The 18,869-nt window shown below is 36.6% G+C and carries 17 protein-coding genes and 1 tRNA gene; 3 read left to right on the forward strand and 15 right to left on the reverse strand.

Features of this window, described 5'->3' with window-relative positions; genetic code table 11:
* Nucleotides 1-5: 5 nt before the first annotated feature.
* From ACFSQJ_RS18560 to rseP, 13 genes are all read right to left on the reverse strand, one after another.
* Nucleotides 6-860, reverse strand: a complete 855-nt coding sequence (locus ACFSQJ_RS18560; protein WP_377768401.1) for a hypothetical protein — start codon at nucleotides 858-860, stop codon at nucleotides 6-8.
* 11 nt (nucleotides 861-871) lie between these two features.
* Complete coding sequence (locus ACFSQJ_RS18565) at nucleotides 872-3,181, reverse strand: FHA domain-containing protein (protein WP_377768402.1); 2,310 nt, start codon at nucleotides 3,179-3,181, stop codon at nucleotides 872-874.
* Between the two features lie 5 nt (nucleotides 3,182-3,186).
* A complete protein-coding gene (locus ACFSQJ_RS18570) occupies nucleotides 3,187-4,020 on the reverse strand; it encodes a M48 family metallopeptidase (protein ID WP_377768404.1) in 834 nt (277 codons plus the stop codon).
* A gap of 82 nt (nucleotides 4,021-4,102) precedes the next feature.
* Nucleotides 4,103-5,617 carry a PcfJ domain-containing protein gene (locus tag ACFSQJ_RS18575; RefSeq protein ID WP_377768405.1) on the reverse strand — a complete coding sequence of 505 codons (1,515 nt, stop codon included), beginning with the start codon at nucleotides 5,615-5,617 and terminating at the stop codon, nucleotides 4,103-4,105.
* A gap of 182 nt (nucleotides 5,618-5,799) precedes the next feature.
* Entirely contained in the window at nucleotides 5,800-6,273 is a 474-nt protein-coding gene (locus tag ACFSQJ_RS18580) for a DUF6730 family protein (RefSeq protein WP_377768407.1), read from the reverse strand.
* Between the two features lie 11 nt (nucleotides 6,274-6,284).
* The gene (locus tag ACFSQJ_RS18585; RefSeq protein WP_377768408.1) at nucleotides 6,285-7,154 is read right to left on the reverse strand and encodes a relaxase/mobilization nuclease domain-containing protein; all 870 of its coding nucleotides are present in this window, start codon (nucleotides 7,152-7,154) and stop codon (nucleotides 6,285-6,287) included.
* Entirely contained in the window at nucleotides 7,151-7,447 is a 297-nt protein-coding gene (gene mbpA, locus ACFSQJ_RS18590; protein ID WP_377768410.1) for a mobilization protein MbpA, read from the reverse strand. The genes ACFSQJ_RS18585 and mbpA overlap by 4 nt, the downstream gene beginning before the upstream one ends.
* On the reverse strand, nucleotides 7,444-8,403 hold the full coding sequence (locus ACFSQJ_RS18595) for a toprim domain-containing protein (protein WP_377768412.1): 960 nt from the start codon (nucleotides 8,401-8,403) through the stop codon (nucleotides 7,444-7,446). The genes mbpA and ACFSQJ_RS18595 overlap by 4 nt, the downstream gene beginning before the upstream one ends.
* Nucleotides 8,404-8,611: 208 nt before the next feature.
* A complete protein-coding gene (locus tag ACFSQJ_RS18600) occupies nucleotides 8,612-9,817 on the reverse strand; it encodes a primase-helicase family protein (protein WP_377768413.1) in 1,206 nt (401 codons plus the stop codon).
* Nucleotides 9,818-9,877: 60 nt separating this feature from the next.
* Complete coding sequence (locus tag ACFSQJ_RS18605) at nucleotides 9,878-10,123, reverse strand: helix-turn-helix transcriptional regulator (protein WP_377768414.1); 246 nt, start codon at nucleotides 10,121-10,123, stop codon at nucleotides 9,878-9,880.
* Between the two features lie 563 nt (nucleotides 10,124-10,686).
* Nucleotides 10,687-10,760, reverse strand: a tRNA-Asn gene (locus ACFSQJ_RS18610).
* Between the two features lie 6 nt (nucleotides 10,761-10,766).
* Nucleotides 10,767-11,051, reverse strand: a complete 285-nt coding sequence (locus ACFSQJ_RS18615; protein ID WP_377768415.1) for a GIY-YIG nuclease family protein — start codon at nucleotides 11,049-11,051, stop codon at nucleotides 10,767-10,769.
* A gap of 137 nt (nucleotides 11,052-11,188) precedes the next feature.
* The gene (rseP, locus tag ACFSQJ_RS18620; protein WP_377768416.1) at nucleotides 11,189-12,505 is read right to left on the reverse strand and encodes an RIP metalloprotease RseP; all 1,317 of its coding nucleotides are present in this window, start codon (nucleotides 12,503-12,505) and stop codon (nucleotides 11,189-11,191) included.
* A 158-nt stretch (nucleotides 12,506-12,663) separates the two neighbouring features.
* On the opposite strand from rseP, the gene ACFSQJ_RS18625 reads away from it, so the two are divergent.
* Nucleotides 12,664-13,332 (forward strand): SCO family protein, encoded by a 669-nt coding sequence (locus ACFSQJ_RS18625; protein WP_377768417.1) that lies wholly within the window; start codon nucleotides 12,664-12,666, stop codon nucleotides 13,330-13,332.
* 76 nt (nucleotides 13,333-13,408) lie between these two features.
* Here the strand turns inward: ACFSQJ_RS18625 and ACFSQJ_RS18630 are convergent, their stop codons facing one another.
* The gene (locus tag ACFSQJ_RS18630) at nucleotides 13,409-15,070 is read right to left on the reverse strand and encodes a hypothetical protein (protein WP_377768418.1); all 1,662 of its coding nucleotides are present in this window, start codon (nucleotides 15,068-15,070) and stop codon (nucleotides 13,409-13,411) included.
* A gap of 14 nt (nucleotides 15,071-15,084) precedes the next feature.
* A complete protein-coding gene (locus ACFSQJ_RS18635) occupies nucleotides 15,085-16,185 on the reverse strand; it encodes a hypothetical protein (RefSeq protein WP_377768419.1) in 1,101 nt (366 codons plus the stop codon).
* Nucleotides 16,186-16,387: 202 nt separating this feature from the next.
* Here ACFSQJ_RS18635 and ACFSQJ_RS18640 point away from each other — a divergent pair, with 202 nt between their 5' ends.
* Together ACFSQJ_RS18640 and feoB are read left to right on the forward strand one after the other, a co-directional pair.
* Entirely contained in the window at nucleotides 16,388-16,627 is a 240-nt protein-coding gene (locus ACFSQJ_RS18640) for a FeoA family protein (RefSeq protein WP_377768420.1), read from the forward strand.
* Nucleotides 16,624-18,777 (forward strand): ferrous iron transport protein B, encoded by a 2,154-nt coding sequence (gene feoB / locus ACFSQJ_RS18645; protein ID WP_377768421.1) that lies wholly within the window; start codon nucleotides 16,624-16,626, stop codon nucleotides 18,775-18,777. Before ACFSQJ_RS18640 ends, feoB begins: the two co-directional genes overlap by 4 nt.
* Nucleotides 18,778-18,869 lie beyond the last annotated feature (92 nt).

Below are 18,869 nucleotides of genomic sequence, written 5' to 3' on the forward strand. Positions count from 1 at the left end.
GGTTTTTACATGGCTATACTTAGTGTGTCTTTAATCGGCACATTAAATTGATATCCTTTAATTTGAATCTCTGCTTTTCCTAAAATATTAAATTTAACTTTTTTCTGTGTCAACCAAGAGAGTTTAGCATTTTTTAAAATCCCGATATTGCTTAGACTTGCATTTATAGGGATACTTACAGAATCTAAAGCACCTTGGAAATGAGGTTCGAACAATGTCCATTGTGCAATTGAAGCTTTGTCCTTGTCTATAAAAAACTGAAGTTCCATTCGCTCAATGGTATAATCCAATGGCAAATTATTTTTAGTTAAAACCTTTAAATTCAATTCGGTCCGACTAAAAGTGGGTAGTTTACTGGCTCCTATAGAACGAATTTTAAAATTATTGGTATGTGAAATATTTTTCTTTACTTGCCTTAGGATAATTTCTTTGGTATCAAGTTGAATCTCATCATCCACATTAATCACAAAGGAATTTAAAAGAAAACTTACTTTACTATTTCCCTTTACCATAAAAATAGAAGATTCCGATTCTAAAAGTTCTGGGTAGTACTGATGTAATCGCTCTAAAGTAATTTCGCAACGTACTGGCACCTTAACCGTATCATTTGCCGCCAAACTTATTTGTTTATCCAAAAAACCTTTACCCACAAGAGAATCCCTATAGAAAATATCCATACTGGATTGCTTCAGTTTACTTTTTACATTATTAGGGTTATATACCACATAGTCCATGTTTACCATAAGCAGACTGTCTTTTAGTCCTGCAACGACTACGTTGCCTATTCTTACAAACTTGGGTTTTTGGCTGCATGATGTAATTACCAATACTAGTATAAGAATGTAGCATAACTTTTTCATAATATTATTCTTTAGATACTATCCTTTTTCTTTAAGGCATAATAGATTAAAATGTAAAAGAGCATATTTAAAATCAAAATTGCCATGATATTTTCATCGAATCCATTAAATACACCCCCTATAAGAATTCCTTCATTGGTCAAGTTTTTATCATATAAGTTCAATACGTTCATTGCAGACATAGTAGCTTCTTCAAATTGACCTACAATTACACTTTGAGTTTCGGACACGTTCACAGGATGTACGGGCGATGCTTCGTCCTGTAGTCTTGAAAATCCTTCCGTCCCCCATCTACCCAAAGTAAAAAAACTAAGTATCTCCACTAGTGTTGTATTGATTTTTGTCATGACTCCAGCTAACATAATCTGGGGCATAAGAATAATAGGCACTACAGTCATTACTTTTTCTGTTGTATTTAATGATGCCGAAAGCCATAAACCAATTAATGATCCTGAAAAGGAAAGAAAAAACATAAAACCAATACTTTTCCAAAATGACCTCAGATATACCTCATCAAAATCAGCATATGTATTGTACTTGAAATTTAAGTATACAATAGTTACAAAAAGTATGGACTGTACCAGTGCTATTAAAGAGAGTACTGACCATTTAGATAAAATATACATATTGATGTTCAAATTGAACATTCGTTCCCTGCGATAAACGGGAAGTTCTCCTACTATCTCCTTGGCCGCATTACTTACTCCAAACCAAATTGCAGAAATGGTCATTAAAAAAAGTACGCTTACTCTAAACTGGTTAAAAACCAAACACACAAGTCCTCCAATAATAATAGGTTGTGCCAATAAAAGAAAAAGATTTTCCTTATCGTTCAATTTAATATTCAGATACCTTGAAATCAACCAATATAATTGGAGCCACAAAGAGTCCGGTTTTTCTCTTTTTATTTCGGTATCGGCATACTTGTGATACCCCAAAGCAGTTGGTTTAATATATCTATCCTTCACCTTATCAACATGACTCATTTCACTGTATACCTCGACAATGTTATCTACTTTAAAAGAAGGAACCATTTCGACAGCTGGTCCTTTAAATACCAGATGACCTTGTACTCCAAGAAAAATAACTTGGTCTACATAGTTTAAATCTTCAGGTTTGTGGGTTACCATAATGATAGTGGTCCCATTTGAAGCTAACCTTTTAATACTTGTTAAAAAACTTTCAATGGTCTCAGGATCCAAAGGCGAAGTTGGTTCGTCCAAAAAGAGAATTGTTGGTTCGGTTAATAGTTCAACGGCAATAGATATTCTTTTTCGTTGTCCGCCTGATAAATCCCTAACCTTAATGTTTCTAATATCTTTCTCTTTATCTTGGTTCAGGTTCAAATCTGAAATAACCTTATCGATTCTTTTATCGATTTCTTGGTTAGATGTATCGTCTGGCAGCCTCAGTTTAGCTGCATAAAATAGCGTTTTATAAACTGTGAGTTCCTTGTGAATGATGTCATCCTGCGGTACATATCCAATTTTCTTTTTTATAAGGTTAAAATTTTCTCGTAGCGATAAGCCATGTATAAATACCTCACCTGCTGTAGCCGGATTGTCTCCATTTAAACATTTCAATAATGTAGATTTTCCACATCCAGACGGTCCCATTAGAGCCACAAAATTAGAATGGGGAATTTCTATCGAGAGACTTTGAAGCCCTATTTTATTATTCGGATAAATTTTTTGTATTCCAACAGCGTTTATTGCAATAGATTCTTCACGAAGGTCTTTTGTGCCTTCAAGAAGATTAATAGCATAAAAAGAAATTGTTACAATATCACTGTCCCGTAGCTTGGTCTTGGTCTTAATTTTTTTACCATTCAAATAGGTATGATTAACGGAACCAAGGTCTTCTATCCAAAAAACATTGTTTTCATGGCTGATTTTGGCATGTATTCGGGTAACAGTCGGATCATCAAAAACAATATCATTCGTTGGCAATCTACCAATATGCAAAAATCCTTTTTTTACGATTTTATCTTTAAATTTCAATACCCCTTTTGTGCTTTTAGGTGATATATCCGATAATTCAAAAACCAAAGTTTTAGAAGCAATGTTGAAAATGTCGTTATTTGAAATTTGAACTGGTTCCATAGAGGGTATTCTATTTCCATTCAAATAAATACCATTAGAACTATCTAAATCCTTAATAAAAAAAACTCCTTCTACTCTTTCGATAATTCCGTGCTGTCTGGATACTTTTTTATCATCTATTTCGAGGTCGGCGCCATGTCCAATTCTACCAATAGTCATTTTCCCATTTTTGGGGAACGTGAATGGTTCACCATCTAACTTTATTAACAGCTCTTCCATTGTTGTTAGTTGTTTATTTTCTGCTCAATACAGTTTTTACGATGCTCAGAAAATGGATGTGTTCTGGTCAATTTTTCTAAAAGATCTTGCTTCTCATATTTCTCTAATTTTTTAAAAAAATCGGCAAACCTATTTACATCATAGCCTGCTTTTTTTGCCATTTCAAAGCCATAACTATCCGATTCATATTCATCAATTTGGTCAAAGGGTGCAGATAAGGTATTATTTATATTCTTGGCAATTTCCTTGAAACCATCCATTCTGGTCATGTCCAACAAATTCGAAGAAAGGGTAAGTTTGGTTATCTTACGTTGCGTGTGAAGCTTGTCTTCATGTGCTATCTCATGTCCTATGATAAAAGCAAGTTCGTCATAACTCTCCACAAAATTAATTAGGCCCGTAGTGATATATAGATAGCCTCCCAAAGTAGCAAAAGCATTTATATCATCTGATTTTAAGATATTCAAGTGGTATGAAACATTTTTACTATTTGCAAACTTTATAAGTTTACTTAGAATTTCCTGCACCTTTGAGTACGAGCTATTGGTGTTATCTATTTTACCTAAAAAAAGATATCTATTATACATTTGACGACCAATATTTACCCGTGCTTCTGGAGTTACATATAGCATAAAATCCAACCAGTTGTTTTCCAATTGCTTTGTTATATATGCTGGTCCATCGAGTGCATGACCACAATCTTTCAATATTGCTGCACTTTCAATTTTAGATTGATACTCACCGAACACCTCTTCTAATTTATCTTGAGGTAATTCTTGCGCGGTTCCAAAACTGATTGCAAATACTAAGGCAAAAAATATTATAAATGTTCGTTTCATATTCCTTTGATATAGTGTTATTTATGATATATAGCCAAATTTAATCAATGTCATCTTTTATGTTGGAAAATATAATAGAAGATTACATTTCAAGTTTGGTTCTCATCCAAAGCTTAATAATGTTAATTTCAGAAGGTGATGGCCTTCTATTACCTTTTCCCAAGGACTGCACCAACATTTTTGATTTTGGGTTTACTTCAATCGTAATCATTCGGTTGTCGTTTTTCTTTAAAGAAAAAATTGCTGATGCCCCAGAGGCACACCTTCCAGAATAAGAACCTACACAATGACTCATATACATACCCTCTTCAAATAACTGTTCTCCGTTGATCAACTCCGTAAAATCCCATTTATTTTCATTCTCGTCCTTTAAACTCCAGTCCCAATCATGCTTTTCCCATTCGTATCCTATCCAAGATACCATGGTTACACTCGTGACATATTCCAAACTCTGAGCAAGTACATTGACCACTGCCCTCCCTTTCCAGCTGAAATCGGCAATATTTTCATCACGATTACTCTCTGTATATCTGTGAATTGCCCAAGCAGCAACCATACTACTTTCATCATCACTTAAAGCACCTCTATGCTTAATCAGCCATGAAACAGTATCTTTCCAAAACTTTAAAAATGATTCGTCATAGTTTTTCTCCGTAGGGTCAATCACTAAAACTTGATTATACATTACGCGAACAAAATCTTGATGGTTACCACCCAATCTATGTATTTCTGCATAAATATTGGCCTCCATTGGATATATGGTATCAGGGGCTTTCATTAAGTAGTGTTGAAACTTATTTGGAATATTCCACTTGAAAAACTTAGCAGCTTTTTTTAGACTACCCCCTTGTCCTATGATAATATACCAACATATCCATTTAAAAGGCATTGGCTGTCTATCATATCTCCTGCTTATAAACCATTGTTGTAAAAGAACGTTTGGTGTTTCATATAAAGTGAATAAATGGTTTAAAATATGTATGCCACTAGCTTTATTCCATGTTTTTGGACTTCTTAGCCAAAAAGGTGATAATATGCATGCCCATTTTGTAATGAAGTCACTATGCTCTGAATCGATTGAATTTTTTATGATTTCAATATTTGAAAAATCTCCAATAGTTTTTCTTATCCTGTTTACGTTAAAATCCATAGAGAACTGGAGATTGTCCAAGCTTCTAATATAGTTCTCCAACTTTTTTTCTATATCATTTCCTGGAATTGCCGAAATCTTTAATTCTTGCAGGTTTGCTTCATATAAAAAATCAGGGTTATTTCCTGTTATAATATTTAGAACAGTATTACCAGGATTCAATACATTTTCATATAACCTATGATAATTGTACTCGCAGATATCCTCTTCGGATGCCAATCCTATCCAACTGTAATAGCAATCCAAACAACAATGGGTGCCTACTATATATTGGCTAATGTCCGCTAAGGGATCTCGCAAAAAATCCCAATATTCATCATAGTCATAACCTAGTTTCTCCCTATCATATTCCTCAATCCCATCCTCCAAAGAAATCTTTGAATTCTTTAGTGCATAGAATTTTTGCCAACGCCAGTTATGAGGTTTCTTATAGAATTTTCTGCCCATACTCCTTAATGATTTTTATCCCTTTTTAGAATAAGTTCAATAGTGTATAACCAAATATATCAAAAGTCATCTATTTAATTAATTACCCAAATCTTACCATAACTTACCTGCGCACGGATCCTGTTTCGATTTTATAGTGTTCCGGCAGATAAGCGTAAAGTAAAATCGAAATAGGGCGCACACTATTTTTGATTTGGAACGCTATCTTTTTCCTTAACCCATTTTAGATAGGCTTGATACTGCTCTGGATTGTTATGAAAATATCCTTTAAGGTTTGAAATCACCTGCTGCTCACCTTCAGCCAATGCCTGTTCCCTAATTTCGGGTGTTCGGGAAACCTGAAAAGCTAGATAGCCAACAATTATCAATGTAACGAACCAAATCGAATAATGCAGCCATAGCTGTACTTTAGAAACCAATCTTGATTTTTCAATCAGTTCCTCAACAAAATGAACAGATTCTTGAAATCTCGAATTATTCTGTTTCTCTATCGCTAAGTGCTCAAGGAGCATTCTCTCGATTTCAGTAGTATCCGGTTCTATTTTGATGTTATCGGTATTTTTAGTCAACCGTTCCAGTCTGTTGATAGATATTTTAAACCCATCCAGTTCATCGGTAAGCAGTTCCATTACCTCGTCCAATTTTTTATATCCCATTGCTCTTTGTTTTAGAATCCGATTCCTGTATCGATTGTCCTTTTAATAGTTTTTTTGATGATATTCTTGGCGATACTAGCGGCTAGATTGGTACTCATTTCCAAAGTCTTCCCTAGTAGCTCAGCTGACTTTCCTACCTCCAATGGTTTTGTGATGCCCATATTTTGGGAAAGTTGCGCTATAATTCTTCCACCGGACATAGAGCGGCTTACCTCGCTCGCCTTGAAATTTTCGCCTTTGTACACGAACCGAAACCCCTGTAATTTATTCGCTTTGTTAATGCTTGGTAAGACTTCCACGTTCTGCGCGCCCATCGCCTTTATATAGGCATCCAAGGTCTTCAGCCTTTCATTGGCTAATATCCTTTCGTGTATCCTCCGTATTTCGTTGCGTATGGCAACAGACTGTAATTGTTGCTCCATCTGTACCTCCTTAACCGTGGTGAGCCCCATTTCCTTGGCCACGTTTTCGGCGGCCAATTGGCTGCTCTTTCCAATAAAACTGTCGTTGTAGGCCTTGCCTTCAAAATCGATACGGTTCACATAAAGATGCACATGGGTATGTTCCTTGTTCCTATGTACGAACGCAATGGCCTGCCGTTCCTTTAGCTGCATTTCCTTTAAGAAGCGTTCCGTTAGCTCACGGAGTTTTTCATTGTCCAGTTTTTTGCCGTCCTCCACGGTAGGGCTTAGGACAAAGCTCAGGGTGTTCTTCTTACAACGTGCGTTCATCTCCTGAGCGATTCTGAATTCCTCTGTTACCTCCTTTGCGTTGTCCCCTGCCACATATTGGCTGAGCACCACTTCGGCGTCCTTCCCCTTGTTCCATCCGTATACCATGGAAGCTCCGGTATGTGCTATGGACTTTCCCATGCCTATCATTTTCTGAAGTTTTTAAGGTGTTCGCCTATCTCCCTTGCCAATTTTTGGACTTCAGATTCCAGACGGGGATTCCGTTTCCTGAACATGTTCCCGATGCGGGTGAAACTGTTCTTAAAGTCCACCAAGGTTTTATAGCATTCCAATTGTTCCGCAGAAAGCCTTTCGATGACATTGCGGCCAAAGGCCGTGTTCCTGCAATATTCCGATAGGGATATCCCGGCACGTTCCGCTCTTTTTATAAGCAACTTTTTTTCGTAGATGGTACACCTGAATTTGATATAGGTCCTTTTCATTTTATTTCTTCTTTGCGACCATCGGGAGTAAAGCAAGTTTGTTTTTGTGGCAACAAAAACACATCTTGAATTCCCTGCCCGACAGCATCTTTCACATTTTCACATTGCCATTCGTTCATGTCCTTATAACCCTTATAAACTGATGACAAATCTTTCGCACCCCTATGTTCCATTAATGTTTTCGTTACCGACCTTCCATTGGAATCGTTGTCCAGATAGAGTTCGAGAGTTGCATATCCCTTTGAAACCGACATCACTTTTTGGATTAAAACCGTGGAATTCATTACTAAAAAATCCGATTCTTGTTCCATAGCCCCTTTATAGCCTAGGATGGACAGAAAATCGAACATCCCCTCCGTTACGGTAAGTTTTTGGTGGCCGGTTTGAATATGGGTGACATCTTTGGGCGCAGTACAGTTTTTCAGATACTTGTTACGAAGCTCCCATCCTCCGGAACCGTTCTTCAGTCCGATAGCGAAATACGGTTTTCCCTTAAACGTATAATGGACTTCCTTCACGTATTTCTTTGCGTTTCGAATATTGATCGCTCTTGATTTCATATAACCCAACAATGCGGGATGTCCAAGGGTCTTAACTTTTGCGATAACCACTTTGTCATCGACTTGGTTTTCCTTCTTTAAAATCGGTTGCTGCTGAAAAGAAAAAAGACTGTTCTCATTTGCTATAAATTCCAACGTCTCCTTTACGGTTCCATTTGTTACCTGGTATATCAGGTCGATAACATTTCCGCCTTTTCCTGCTCCATGGTCGTACCATCTATTGAGTTTCTTGCATACCTTGAAAGAGGCTTGGGTTTCTGAGCGGAACGGGCTCAGGAACCAAGCTTCTTTGTGGGTTGTCCTTGTAGGGAAGTGCCCTAGTTTTGCCAGCGCCCTTTCGATGGGAAAAGCTCGGGCTCTTTCGCACGTTAGTCCATTTGTTCTTTTTCTTTTCATGAGCAGATTACTTTTGGTGTTTTTTTTGATGATTTGATGAATTCCTTTCTTAGGGTTTGTATTTATAGGGTTTTGTCCTTCATCGTTTTGTTCATCGGTTCATCATTTTGCTATTTTTTTAAGCATTATCTGTCATCGTTTTATTTTTTGATGAGCAAATGATGATAGTATGATGACAGCCTCGGCATCGATAGATAAAGGTTTCGGCTCAATCCGTCATCGCTTCATCGAAATTTTCGAGCAAAAAGGATTTCATCACGGTAAAATAGCGCCCCTTCGAATCCAATAGCTGCATGGAAGCGTCCTGCCAGATTACCAATTTTTGATAGCTGAGCGTATTGTCCCTGTTTTCCAGTTTCCAGTCCCGCTTCAACAAACGCCTTAGCTGTGTCAGGTCGGTCTTTATCCGGGTCCTGTTCAATAGCTGCAGGGCATCCAAAGGGCAGAGATGTATCTCGTCCAGTTCAAACTGCTCCATAGCGCCCAGCAGAATCGTGGCCAGTTCCTTTTCCACCCTGTTCCTGTTGTTCCGTACCAATTTGTTCAGTGCCTTTGTCCGTATCTGCTGCGGGGTGAACCACATCCGTGTGCTGTGTTTGCTCGATAGCTTTCGTTGGCTCAAATAGTAGAGTAGGGCTGGTATTTCCGCTACCAGTTCATGTAGGAAGTCCGTCCGTTCTTTTTCCAGTACCGGTATCTTCAATACCCAAAAGCGGGTCTCGTTCCCGTCTATCTTTATAAAGCTGTCCTCGTTGTTGCTGCAGAGGATAAACTTGCCGAAGAACTCCACCTCCCGTTTGTCCTTGCCCTTGGCCTCCAGTTTATTGATGTTGGTCGTGCTCAGATACTTGATGCGTTCGGTAAGTTCCTCCTTGTTGAACAGTACCTCGTCTATACAGATGAGGAGCTTGTTCGCCCAGTCGGCATTGAACTGACTGCTAAAGCTGTCGTTGGTCAAGTAGGTCATATTGTTATCGAATATGGCCTTCATCCATTTTAGAAAGGTGCTCTTGCCCGTGGAGCGTTCCTTCGAGACTAAACATAGAATAGGTAATACCTGAACCGGTCTGATATAGAGCAATTGTAGGTAATCCAAACCTAATTCATAGTGCTTGCCAAAAATATGTTTCATAAAGTCCAAGGAGGCCTTACATTCCCCTTCCTTGGGGGTTACCGGCAAGGGAGAATACGTGTTATAGAACATTTTATATTCCTGGTTGAAATCGATGTGATTGGGTATACACGTAAAACCATCGTACTTGGGGACATTACCCAGAAAATCCTTGCCGTGGTCCTGGCGAATGGTCTCGATGTTCCAATGCACCAAGATTTCGTTGAAATGTCCTGCGATGGTAGGGGCCTGCACCAGTTTATAGTACGAAGTGCCTACTCGTAAATATGGTATTATTTTCATAAAAAATGTATTGACCGGCAAAGGCATGCCTTTGACTCATTGATTGTTCTATGGGCCGAATTAGATTGCCTGAACGGATTTCCGTTCGTTCTGGAGCAGCCAATGGACAATTTTCTTACGTTCAAAGAAAATCAGTTTTCCGTTGGGTTTGGAGTGCGGGATAATGCCCGCCGCGGTAAGTTTGTACAGATAGCTGCGGGAAATTCCGGTATAGTCACAGGTTTCCTCAAAGGTCAGTACCTTTTTGTTCGCTATCAGAAGTTTTTCCAAACGGTCTAGCCGTTCGAGAATTAAAAAATTGTCCATTGTTTTCCTTTTTTAGGGTTACGAAATGAACAAAAGCGCTTTTGTTTTCTTTCAATATTGTTACTGGATAAATGTATGGAAATAGGTGAATACAGGTAGGTGCTCATTTGAAAAAGTTATGCACAAATAACTGATATATAATATATTAAACCATAACACCCCAAAATATACGACCGTTACAAATCATTTATTTTATTTGGTTTCATTTGGTGTAAAATGAAATCAAAATATATATTGACCTATTGGTGCTTTTAATGAAAAAATCGGGGTTATCAACAGTTGAAAAAGTAGAATTAGGCAATTCAGATTCTCAAAAAAGCAAATTATCATCTTATTCTATCCAAAACTTATGATTTTCAATGATTAGAATAAATCAAGGGATACTTGTAAATTGTACAGTGCTACAATGATTATATTATCATTTTAAGACTGCATTGATATCATTTGTAGCGAAATGATATAAAATCAGATTCTTTTCGAAAAAAATTTACTTTATGTGCAAATTATGTGCAAATAAAAAAGGCTTCAGGAGTGTAAACTCTCTGAAGCCTTGCTAATGCTAGCTCCCCCTCTTGGGCTCGAACCAAGGACCCTCTGATTAACAGTCAGATGCTCTAACCAACTGAGCTAAGGAGGAATATTACTATTTATATTTTTCTTTGAGCTTTAAAATTATCTCGGGATACTTTTTTAAGTTCTCGATATACTCTTTACTCTTCATATTCTTAATGTGAGTTTCTATTTGTCTGGCCTGTTTTCTTGATTCACATTCGAAAACTATAAAAAGTGACCAGTGGTTTGCAACTGAAGTAAAAGATTTATCAAAATAACCTGTGTTATGTTGAATCAATCTTGATTTTACATCGACCGTTTCTCCTATGTAATATTTCCCAAGCTTTTCTGAAAATAAAACATAAATAGAACTCATTTCAAGTTTTAAAAGAACTTTCCGCTCTAACCTCCCGATAGCTATCGGGATGAGCTAAGGAGGAATATTTCACCTTAAGCGGGTGCAAATATAATTTTTTCTTTAAAACACCACAAACAATTATTGCAGGTTTTTAATTAAAAAAATCGTTTTATAATATTCCAGATATCATTACCAAAAATAACGACCATTAATCCCATTAAAATCACAAAACCTATAATCTGGCCTTTCTCTAAAACTTTTTCGCTCGGAGGTCTTCCACTAATCATTTCATAAAGCAAGAACATTACATGCCCGCCGTCTAAAGCCGGTATCGGTAAGATATTCAAAAAGGCCAACCAAACGGAAAACATAGCCATAAAAGACCAGAAGAAAGTCCAATCCCAAGATTTTGGCATCATTTCAACAATACCTATAGGTCCTTTTACTTGTTTATATGCTTCTGTTTTAGAGTTGAAAATTACTTTGAATTGGCGTATTTGATCTGTTAATACTTTAATAGTTCTCGTAAACCCTGCCGGTATTGCGCCGAAAAAATCATAAGTATCCGTTTTACGCAAATCTTGGATATCTAACTGAATGCCAATTGCACCTTCATTGGGCACCGTTAAATTCAAGTTTTCAACGCGACCGTCTCTGCGCACCGAAATATCAAGATTTTCATTTGCAGAGTTACCTATCGTATTTCTAAACTCGTCCCAAAAAACAACACTTTTACCATCGACCGAAATAATTTCATCACCAGCCATAATACCGGCTTTTTTTGCTACCGAAGAATCAGCTACTAAGGCAATAACAGCCTTGGAACGATATGCCATAAAATTGCGTCCTTGAGTCTGAAAAACTTCTTTTTTGCCTTCGTCCGTAATTGGAAAAGTTATTTCTTGTCCCTCTCTATCTACCGTAATATCATCACCAAGAATAATATCTAAAATAGCATCGTTAAAACGAGTGGCTTTTTTACCATCTACTTTAAGAATTTTATCCCCCGTACGTAAACCTAATTTTTCACCAATGGAATCTACAACTATACCGTATTTTAAACTATCGGAAGGAATATATGTGTCTCCATTATTAAAAAGCAAGAACGTATAAATCAACCAAGCCAATAAAAAATTTACGATAACCCCACCAAGCATTATAATAAGGCGCTGCCAAGCTGGCTTGCTGCGAAACTCCCATGGCTTAGGCTCTTCCTTCATTTGGTCGGTGTCCATACTTTCGTCTATCATACCGGCTATTTTAACATAGCCCCCTAGTGGCAACCACCCAATACCATACTCTGTTTCTCCTATCTTTTTCTTTAAAAGCGAAAACTTTACATCAAAAAAGAGGTAGAACTTTTCAACTTTGGTCTTAAAATATTTAGCGGGAATAAAGTGACCTAACTCATGTAAAATAACGAGTATGGAAATAATCAAAACGAACATCACAATCTGCGTAAAAAGTCCCATCGGCAAGTTTTGTTTTTATCTAGGCTGACAAAAGTAAACTTTTAGCAAATGTTTGAAAAGGATTACCTATGCTATTAGACGTATTTAAGAGTTTTTTGGGAGCAAATGAGGTTTATTTTACTTGAAAAAGGTACTTTTCAGCCGTACTTTTGCACTCTATGCGAAAATTCTTTGCTAAATACAAGTTCTTCGGAATCGTATTATCGCTCTTATCTATTGTAATTATTTACCTCATTTACAACGCGTTAAAACCTAAAGAGCGCCTGCCGATTTATCAACCTTCAATGATAAATCCTGAATTGGTCGACAGCAGCTTGCACTACAAGAAAAAATACCACACCATTGCCGATTTTGAACTAATAAACCAGAACGGCGATACCATAACCCAAAAAGATTATGAAGGAAAAATCTATGTAGCCGATTTCTTCTTTACGACTTGCCCTAGTATTTGCCCTATTATGACAAAGAACATGGGCGCAATACAGCGCAATACATTAGATGACGATGATATTCTACTACTTTCGCACTCTGTCACCCCAAAAATCGACTCAGTACCTCAACTTAAAAAATATGCCCTAGAAAAAGGGGTGATAGATACCAAATGGAACTTGGTTACCGGTGATAAAAAGAAAATCTATGAACTAGCCAGAAAATCGTATTTCGCCGTATTAAATGATGGTGACGGCGGTGAGTATGATATGATACATACCGAAAACTTTATCTTAATTGATAAAGAAGGTAGAATACGAGGCACTTATGATGGTACGAGTTCTGAAGAAGTAGCTAAACTACTTGGTGATATTGAGATTTTAAAAAAATCATATTAAAAGCTAGCTCTTAAAAACCAAAAAACCGCTTTCCTGTGCATAGGAAAAGCGGTTATGCTTATTTTATGGTTAACTGCTAGTTATTGCAATCAGAGATATACGCTTTGGCAATCTTTAGTTGCCCTTCAGCCGTGTTTTCAAATTCACCATTCCCAATTTTTGTTGCTAAATCGTTACAGCTCGCAAAAAATTCTGCACTAGCTTTCTCTGCTTTTTTAACTCCAGGTAACGTAAAAAAGTAATCTTCCGATACGGTTAAATCCTTATACAAACCAACTTTTTCAGACTGAAAAAGACGTTGCATAAAAACTGTATTATTCAGGTTAAACCCAGATAAAGCATTATCACTAACCTTGACCAAACTAGTTTTCGGATTAACAGGCTCAAATACCTTATCATCTACAACTATTTCTTTAACCCCTTTACATTTGAATACCTTATTCTTTGATTTTCCTTTTTCGTTAATATAGGTAACCACTGCGCGTTTGGCTTTAGTGTCACCATCTAAATCGATCATAGTGCCCGCAGATGGCTCTTCATCTGAAAATCGTATAGATATTTTACCTTCAAATTTTTCGCCCTCGGTAGTTATTACATATCCATCAGCCTTATTGATATTATTATTCTTAGCGGCCATTTTATTGTTTACATTTTTCATCTTACTATCAACCTCATACGCAGGTGCATATTTACGGTTTGAAGTAGCTCCATTGTACTGCTGGTTAAAGCTTTCCTTGGTTCTTTTTAAAAGGGATTTCGCAGAATTGGTAGCCCATTTTTTATGGTCGCAGGCGATAACCTTATCAAGGTACTTTTGAGCGTTATCAAAATCTTCAGTAAACAACGAAACCTTGTATAAGTTCATCAAAAGGCCCCAAGCTACTTTCTTTTCTGTTTTATCAGACAAATCATAGTTGGCCAATTTTGCATTCCAAAAGTCTACAAAGGGCTGAAATTGGCCCTTATTATTTCTTAAATCATCTAAGGTTTCGGCACTTGAAACTAAAGAGCCTAAATCTGCAACCATTTTTCTGGTCTCATCTTCTAGACCGGCAGTCTTCTTATCTTTTATATAGTAAAACTTCTCGCTTTTTAAATTGACCCTTAAATCATATTTATCATACAAATCAGGCAAAATAACCCTTGTTAAATAGGTATCTCCTAATCTCTTTTTAAGGTATTCTTGAACTAAATACGGACTTGCTTTAGCTTGATCTTCGCTTAATAAGGTCAAGTATTTGTCTTGTTCCTTGAAGGTAAAATCAAAAACTTCTGCGACAGGCTTATCATTATCATCTTTACTTGCCAAAACTGGATAAGAATGGTAATGTACACCTTCTCCTTTTACCATAATCAAAGTGCCCAAAGCAGCTGATTCTTTTGGTAATATGCTTACTGACCAGGTCTCTTTGGCCTTACTTCTCGAAAAGGTAACATCAAGGTCTTTTTCTGAAATACCATTCATCATAACCATTAAATTTGGCACAGAAGTCTCGCCGGAGACCTTTTCAAAATCTTGAAAATTAAGGGCATTCTGAAATTCAGTTTCAGTAAATGGTAATACGGCACCTTCAGTCTGGGCAAATGCGCCCATATAGGTGGTAATGTCTTTTGGTTTTACGTTTTCAGGGTAGTTGGGTACGGCAATATCGACCATATCGTTTTTCAACGATTGTGCCGATAAAGACAAACTTCCAACAAGTAAAAGTGCTAATGGTAAAGGTTTTCTTAAATTCATTTTGGGGGTAATAATTAATTAATAATTTTAATTTTGGTGGTATAATAATTTAGATATTCTGTACTAAGCTCTTGTTTAAAATTACCATCGGTATCGAACATTTTTGATTTATTCTTTTTACGTCTGATCATTTTTAGCATTTCATCCTTTAGAATTCCGCGAAAGCGCTCTCGTTCAACTTGTTGTTCTGCTTCTTTATAGTGTTTTTCGGCCAAGCCAAAATATTCTTTTAAGGCATAAAGACTGGCCAAATTCGAACTTACATATAACACAAATGATCTATTATTATTGTAATCGTTAGACTGCTTTAATTCTTCGAATGAAGTTATAAGGTCGTCCAATTCATTCGTAAAGGCATCACGATTGGTTCTATCTTGATCGAGTTTTTTTATATTATGTAATCGCTCATTGAGTAATTTTAATTTTTCGCCTGAGCTCAGTTTTTTATGCTTTGTAATGCCGTAAAACTTGATGTAGTCTTTTTCAAAAACAAGATCAACATTGTTTTTTGCAAACCTTTGAAAGGTGCTTACCGAGTTTTTTAAGATGATTTCATTTAAGTTAACTGCCAGATTTCTTGCTTTATTTGTAGCTATTATGTGTATATCTTCTTCAGGTAGTTCAGACACAAAAGTATCTAGTACATCCGCATACTTTACGGTGTCACTTACTACTATTTGGTCTTTATGCTTCACAGAAAGTTTATACTCGTAAGCAGCAATTAGCTCATATGTATTATCTGCGCCAGTGTATTTGTGGTATACCTCAACATCGTCCATAGTAATTGAAAGAAGAAATCCGTTTTCAAAGGGCAGTTTACTTTTTCCATACTTTTTAAACGTACGTAATTTTGGTATGAGGGCACCATTATTTGGATTAAATCCCCCCCATAACACTTTTAAATCATGAAGATTTAGCCTATCACCTCTATAGTCTATTGTAACTATGGACTTATTCGAAACTTCTGCAGATACCCCATAAACTTGACAAGAAACGGGCAAAGGATTTTCAGGATAACTGAATTGATGCAGTTTTTCATAAAAACTGGTCACCTTTTGAGCATCGCAATTTGCAGTGATCGAAAAGATTGTTAGGGCTAAAAGAACACCTCTCATTTAAGCTTGGTTTGGTCGAAGGGCGAAAATCAATATTAGATTTCACTTAGACTAAATTTTGTTGTGAACAACTAAATTATGTAGGTCTTTTGATCCTTACTAAAACTTAAAAATGATGTCCCCGATAATTTTTATTTCAAAACTGAGATTCCACCTATTATTTCATACTTTTGTTAATTATAATCAATCTAAATAAACATAAGTGGCTACGGTTGCAGAACTTAAACATGGGCAGAAAGGGATAATAAAGGAATTTTCTGGTAGTATTCTTCCCATAAAACTATTAGAATTGGGTTGTTTGCCCGGTAATAGTGTTGAACTGGTTCAGGTAGCACCTTTAAAAGATCCCATTTATATTAATGTAAACGGTTCGCATATTGCCATAAGACGTGCTTTGGCATCGCAAATAGAACTCGATATTGTAGACACCCCTGCTCTATGAGTAAAAACATTAATGTTGCCTTAATCGGCAACCCCAATACTGGAAAAACCTCTGTCTTTAATCAACTTACCGGTCTTAACCAAAAGGTTGGTAATTACCCCGGCATCACGGTAGAGAAGAAACAAGGAATCTGCAAACTAGAAAGAGGTATTAAAGCTCACATCTTAGATTTACCAGGCACCTATAGTCTTAACACTACCTCTCTCGATGAGAGTGTTGTGGTAGAACTACTGCTCAACAAGAATGATAAAGATTATCCTGATGTTGCTGTAGTTATTACTGATGTAGAAAACCTAAAACGCAACCTTCTTCTTTTTACGCAAATAAAAGACCTAAAAATTCCTTCCATATTGGTTATTAATATGTCGGACAGAATGTCTCGAAAAGGAATCTCTTTGGATATTGAGTTACTTGAACAAAAACTGGATACCAAAATCGCCTTGGTAAGTACTCGAAAAGGTGAAGGTATCGAACGCATTAAAGAACTCATCACCAACTATAGACAGCTATCTGAAAAACCTAATATAGATACGACGGTTATAGCTCCAGATTATTTTGAGCGGTTGAAAAATACTTTCCCCAAAGAAGACTTATATAAATTATGGTTAGTGATTACGCAAGACGTAAACTTTATGCCGTTGGAGAAAAAAAGAATCGAAGATGCCACTGCTTTTTCTACAAAATCTAAAACAGAATTAAAAAAGCTTCAACACAGAGAAACCGTATTACGCTACCAATTTATAAATGGTATTCTAAAAGAAACTTACAAAGTAGATATGCAAGCCGCGAAAGGACTTAGGGCATCTTTAGATAAGGTTTTGACCCATAGAATTTTTGGATATCTAATATTCTTGGCAATTCTGTTTTTAATATTTCAAGCAATATTTGATTGGAGCGGTTATCCATCAGATTTTATCGATGAAAAAATGGCAATGGCGGGCGAATGGATCAAGACTAGCCTTCCCCCAGGAATACTAACAAATTTATTGGCAGAAGGAATTTTTGCAGGTATAGCTGGTATACTTGTATTTATACCCCAGATTGCTTTTCTATTCCTTTTTATCGCTTTGTTAGAAGAATCTGGATATATGAGTCGTGTCGTCTTTTTAATGGACAAACTAATGCGACCCTTCGGCTTAAGTGGCAAAAGTGTTGTTCCGTTGATTTCAGGTACCGCATGCGCCATACCGGCCGTAATGGCAACACGAACTATTGAGAACTGGAAAGAACGATTAATTACTATACTGGTAGTACCCTTTACTACTTGTTCGGCTAGATTACCCGTTTACCTCATTTTAATCTCTTTAGTAATTCCTAAAGGATATTTTCTTGGGTTGAGTTATCAGGCATTGACCCTTATGCTATTGTACATTCTAGGTTTCGGAATGGCTATTTTGTCGGCAATGGTATTGAATAAAATTTTAAAAATCAAAAGCAGGTCTATGTTTATGGTTGAGATGCCAACCTATCGTCTTCCATTATTCAAAAACGTATTTTATACGGTAGTCGAAAAAACGAAGAGTTTTGTTTTTGGCGCAGGTAAAATTATACTTGCCATTTCCATTATTCTTTGGTTTTTGGGATCTAATGGTTTTTCTGATGAATTTAAAAATGCGGAAAGTATTGTTAAAGAACGTATCAAACTTGAAGGCCTTAATAGTTATAGTCAAAATTATATCGCCAATAATCTAGACACGTATCCAGATGCAAAGAATAGAGCTGTAGCCCAAGAGATTGCCAGCTATAAATTAGAGCATTCTTATATTGGCTATGCCGGAAAGGCCATTGAACCTATAGTTAAGCCTTTGGGTTATGACTGGAAAATAGGAATCGCCGTTTTAACCTCTTTCGCGGCAAGGGAAGTATTTGTAGGCACTTTGGCCACCATATATAGTGTAGGTAACGATGAAGAAGAAACCATAAAAAGCAGAATGGCCGCTGAATTGAATAGTGCAGGCACCAAACCGCTTTTCAATTTGGCATCGGGCATATCGTTAATGCTTTTTTATGCTTTTGCCATGCAGTGCATGAGTACTTTAGCCATAGTAAAACGTGAGACCAATAGTTGGAAATGGCCGCTGTATCAACTTATTTTTATGAGTGTATTTGCGTATATTGTAGCATTGGCCGCCTATCAAATTCTAAAATAAGAGACCATGCAAGAAATTTTGGCATATGTTATTTTACTTACCGCGATTGGTTACTTGGTCAAAAAATTTATTTTACCAAAATCATTGTTCGC

Origin of the sequence: Croceitalea marina, assembly GCF_042684265.1 — a bacterium.
Classification (GTDB): domain Bacteria; phylum Bacteroidota; class Bacteroidia; order Flavobacteriales; family Flavobacteriaceae; genus Croceitalea; species Croceitalea marina.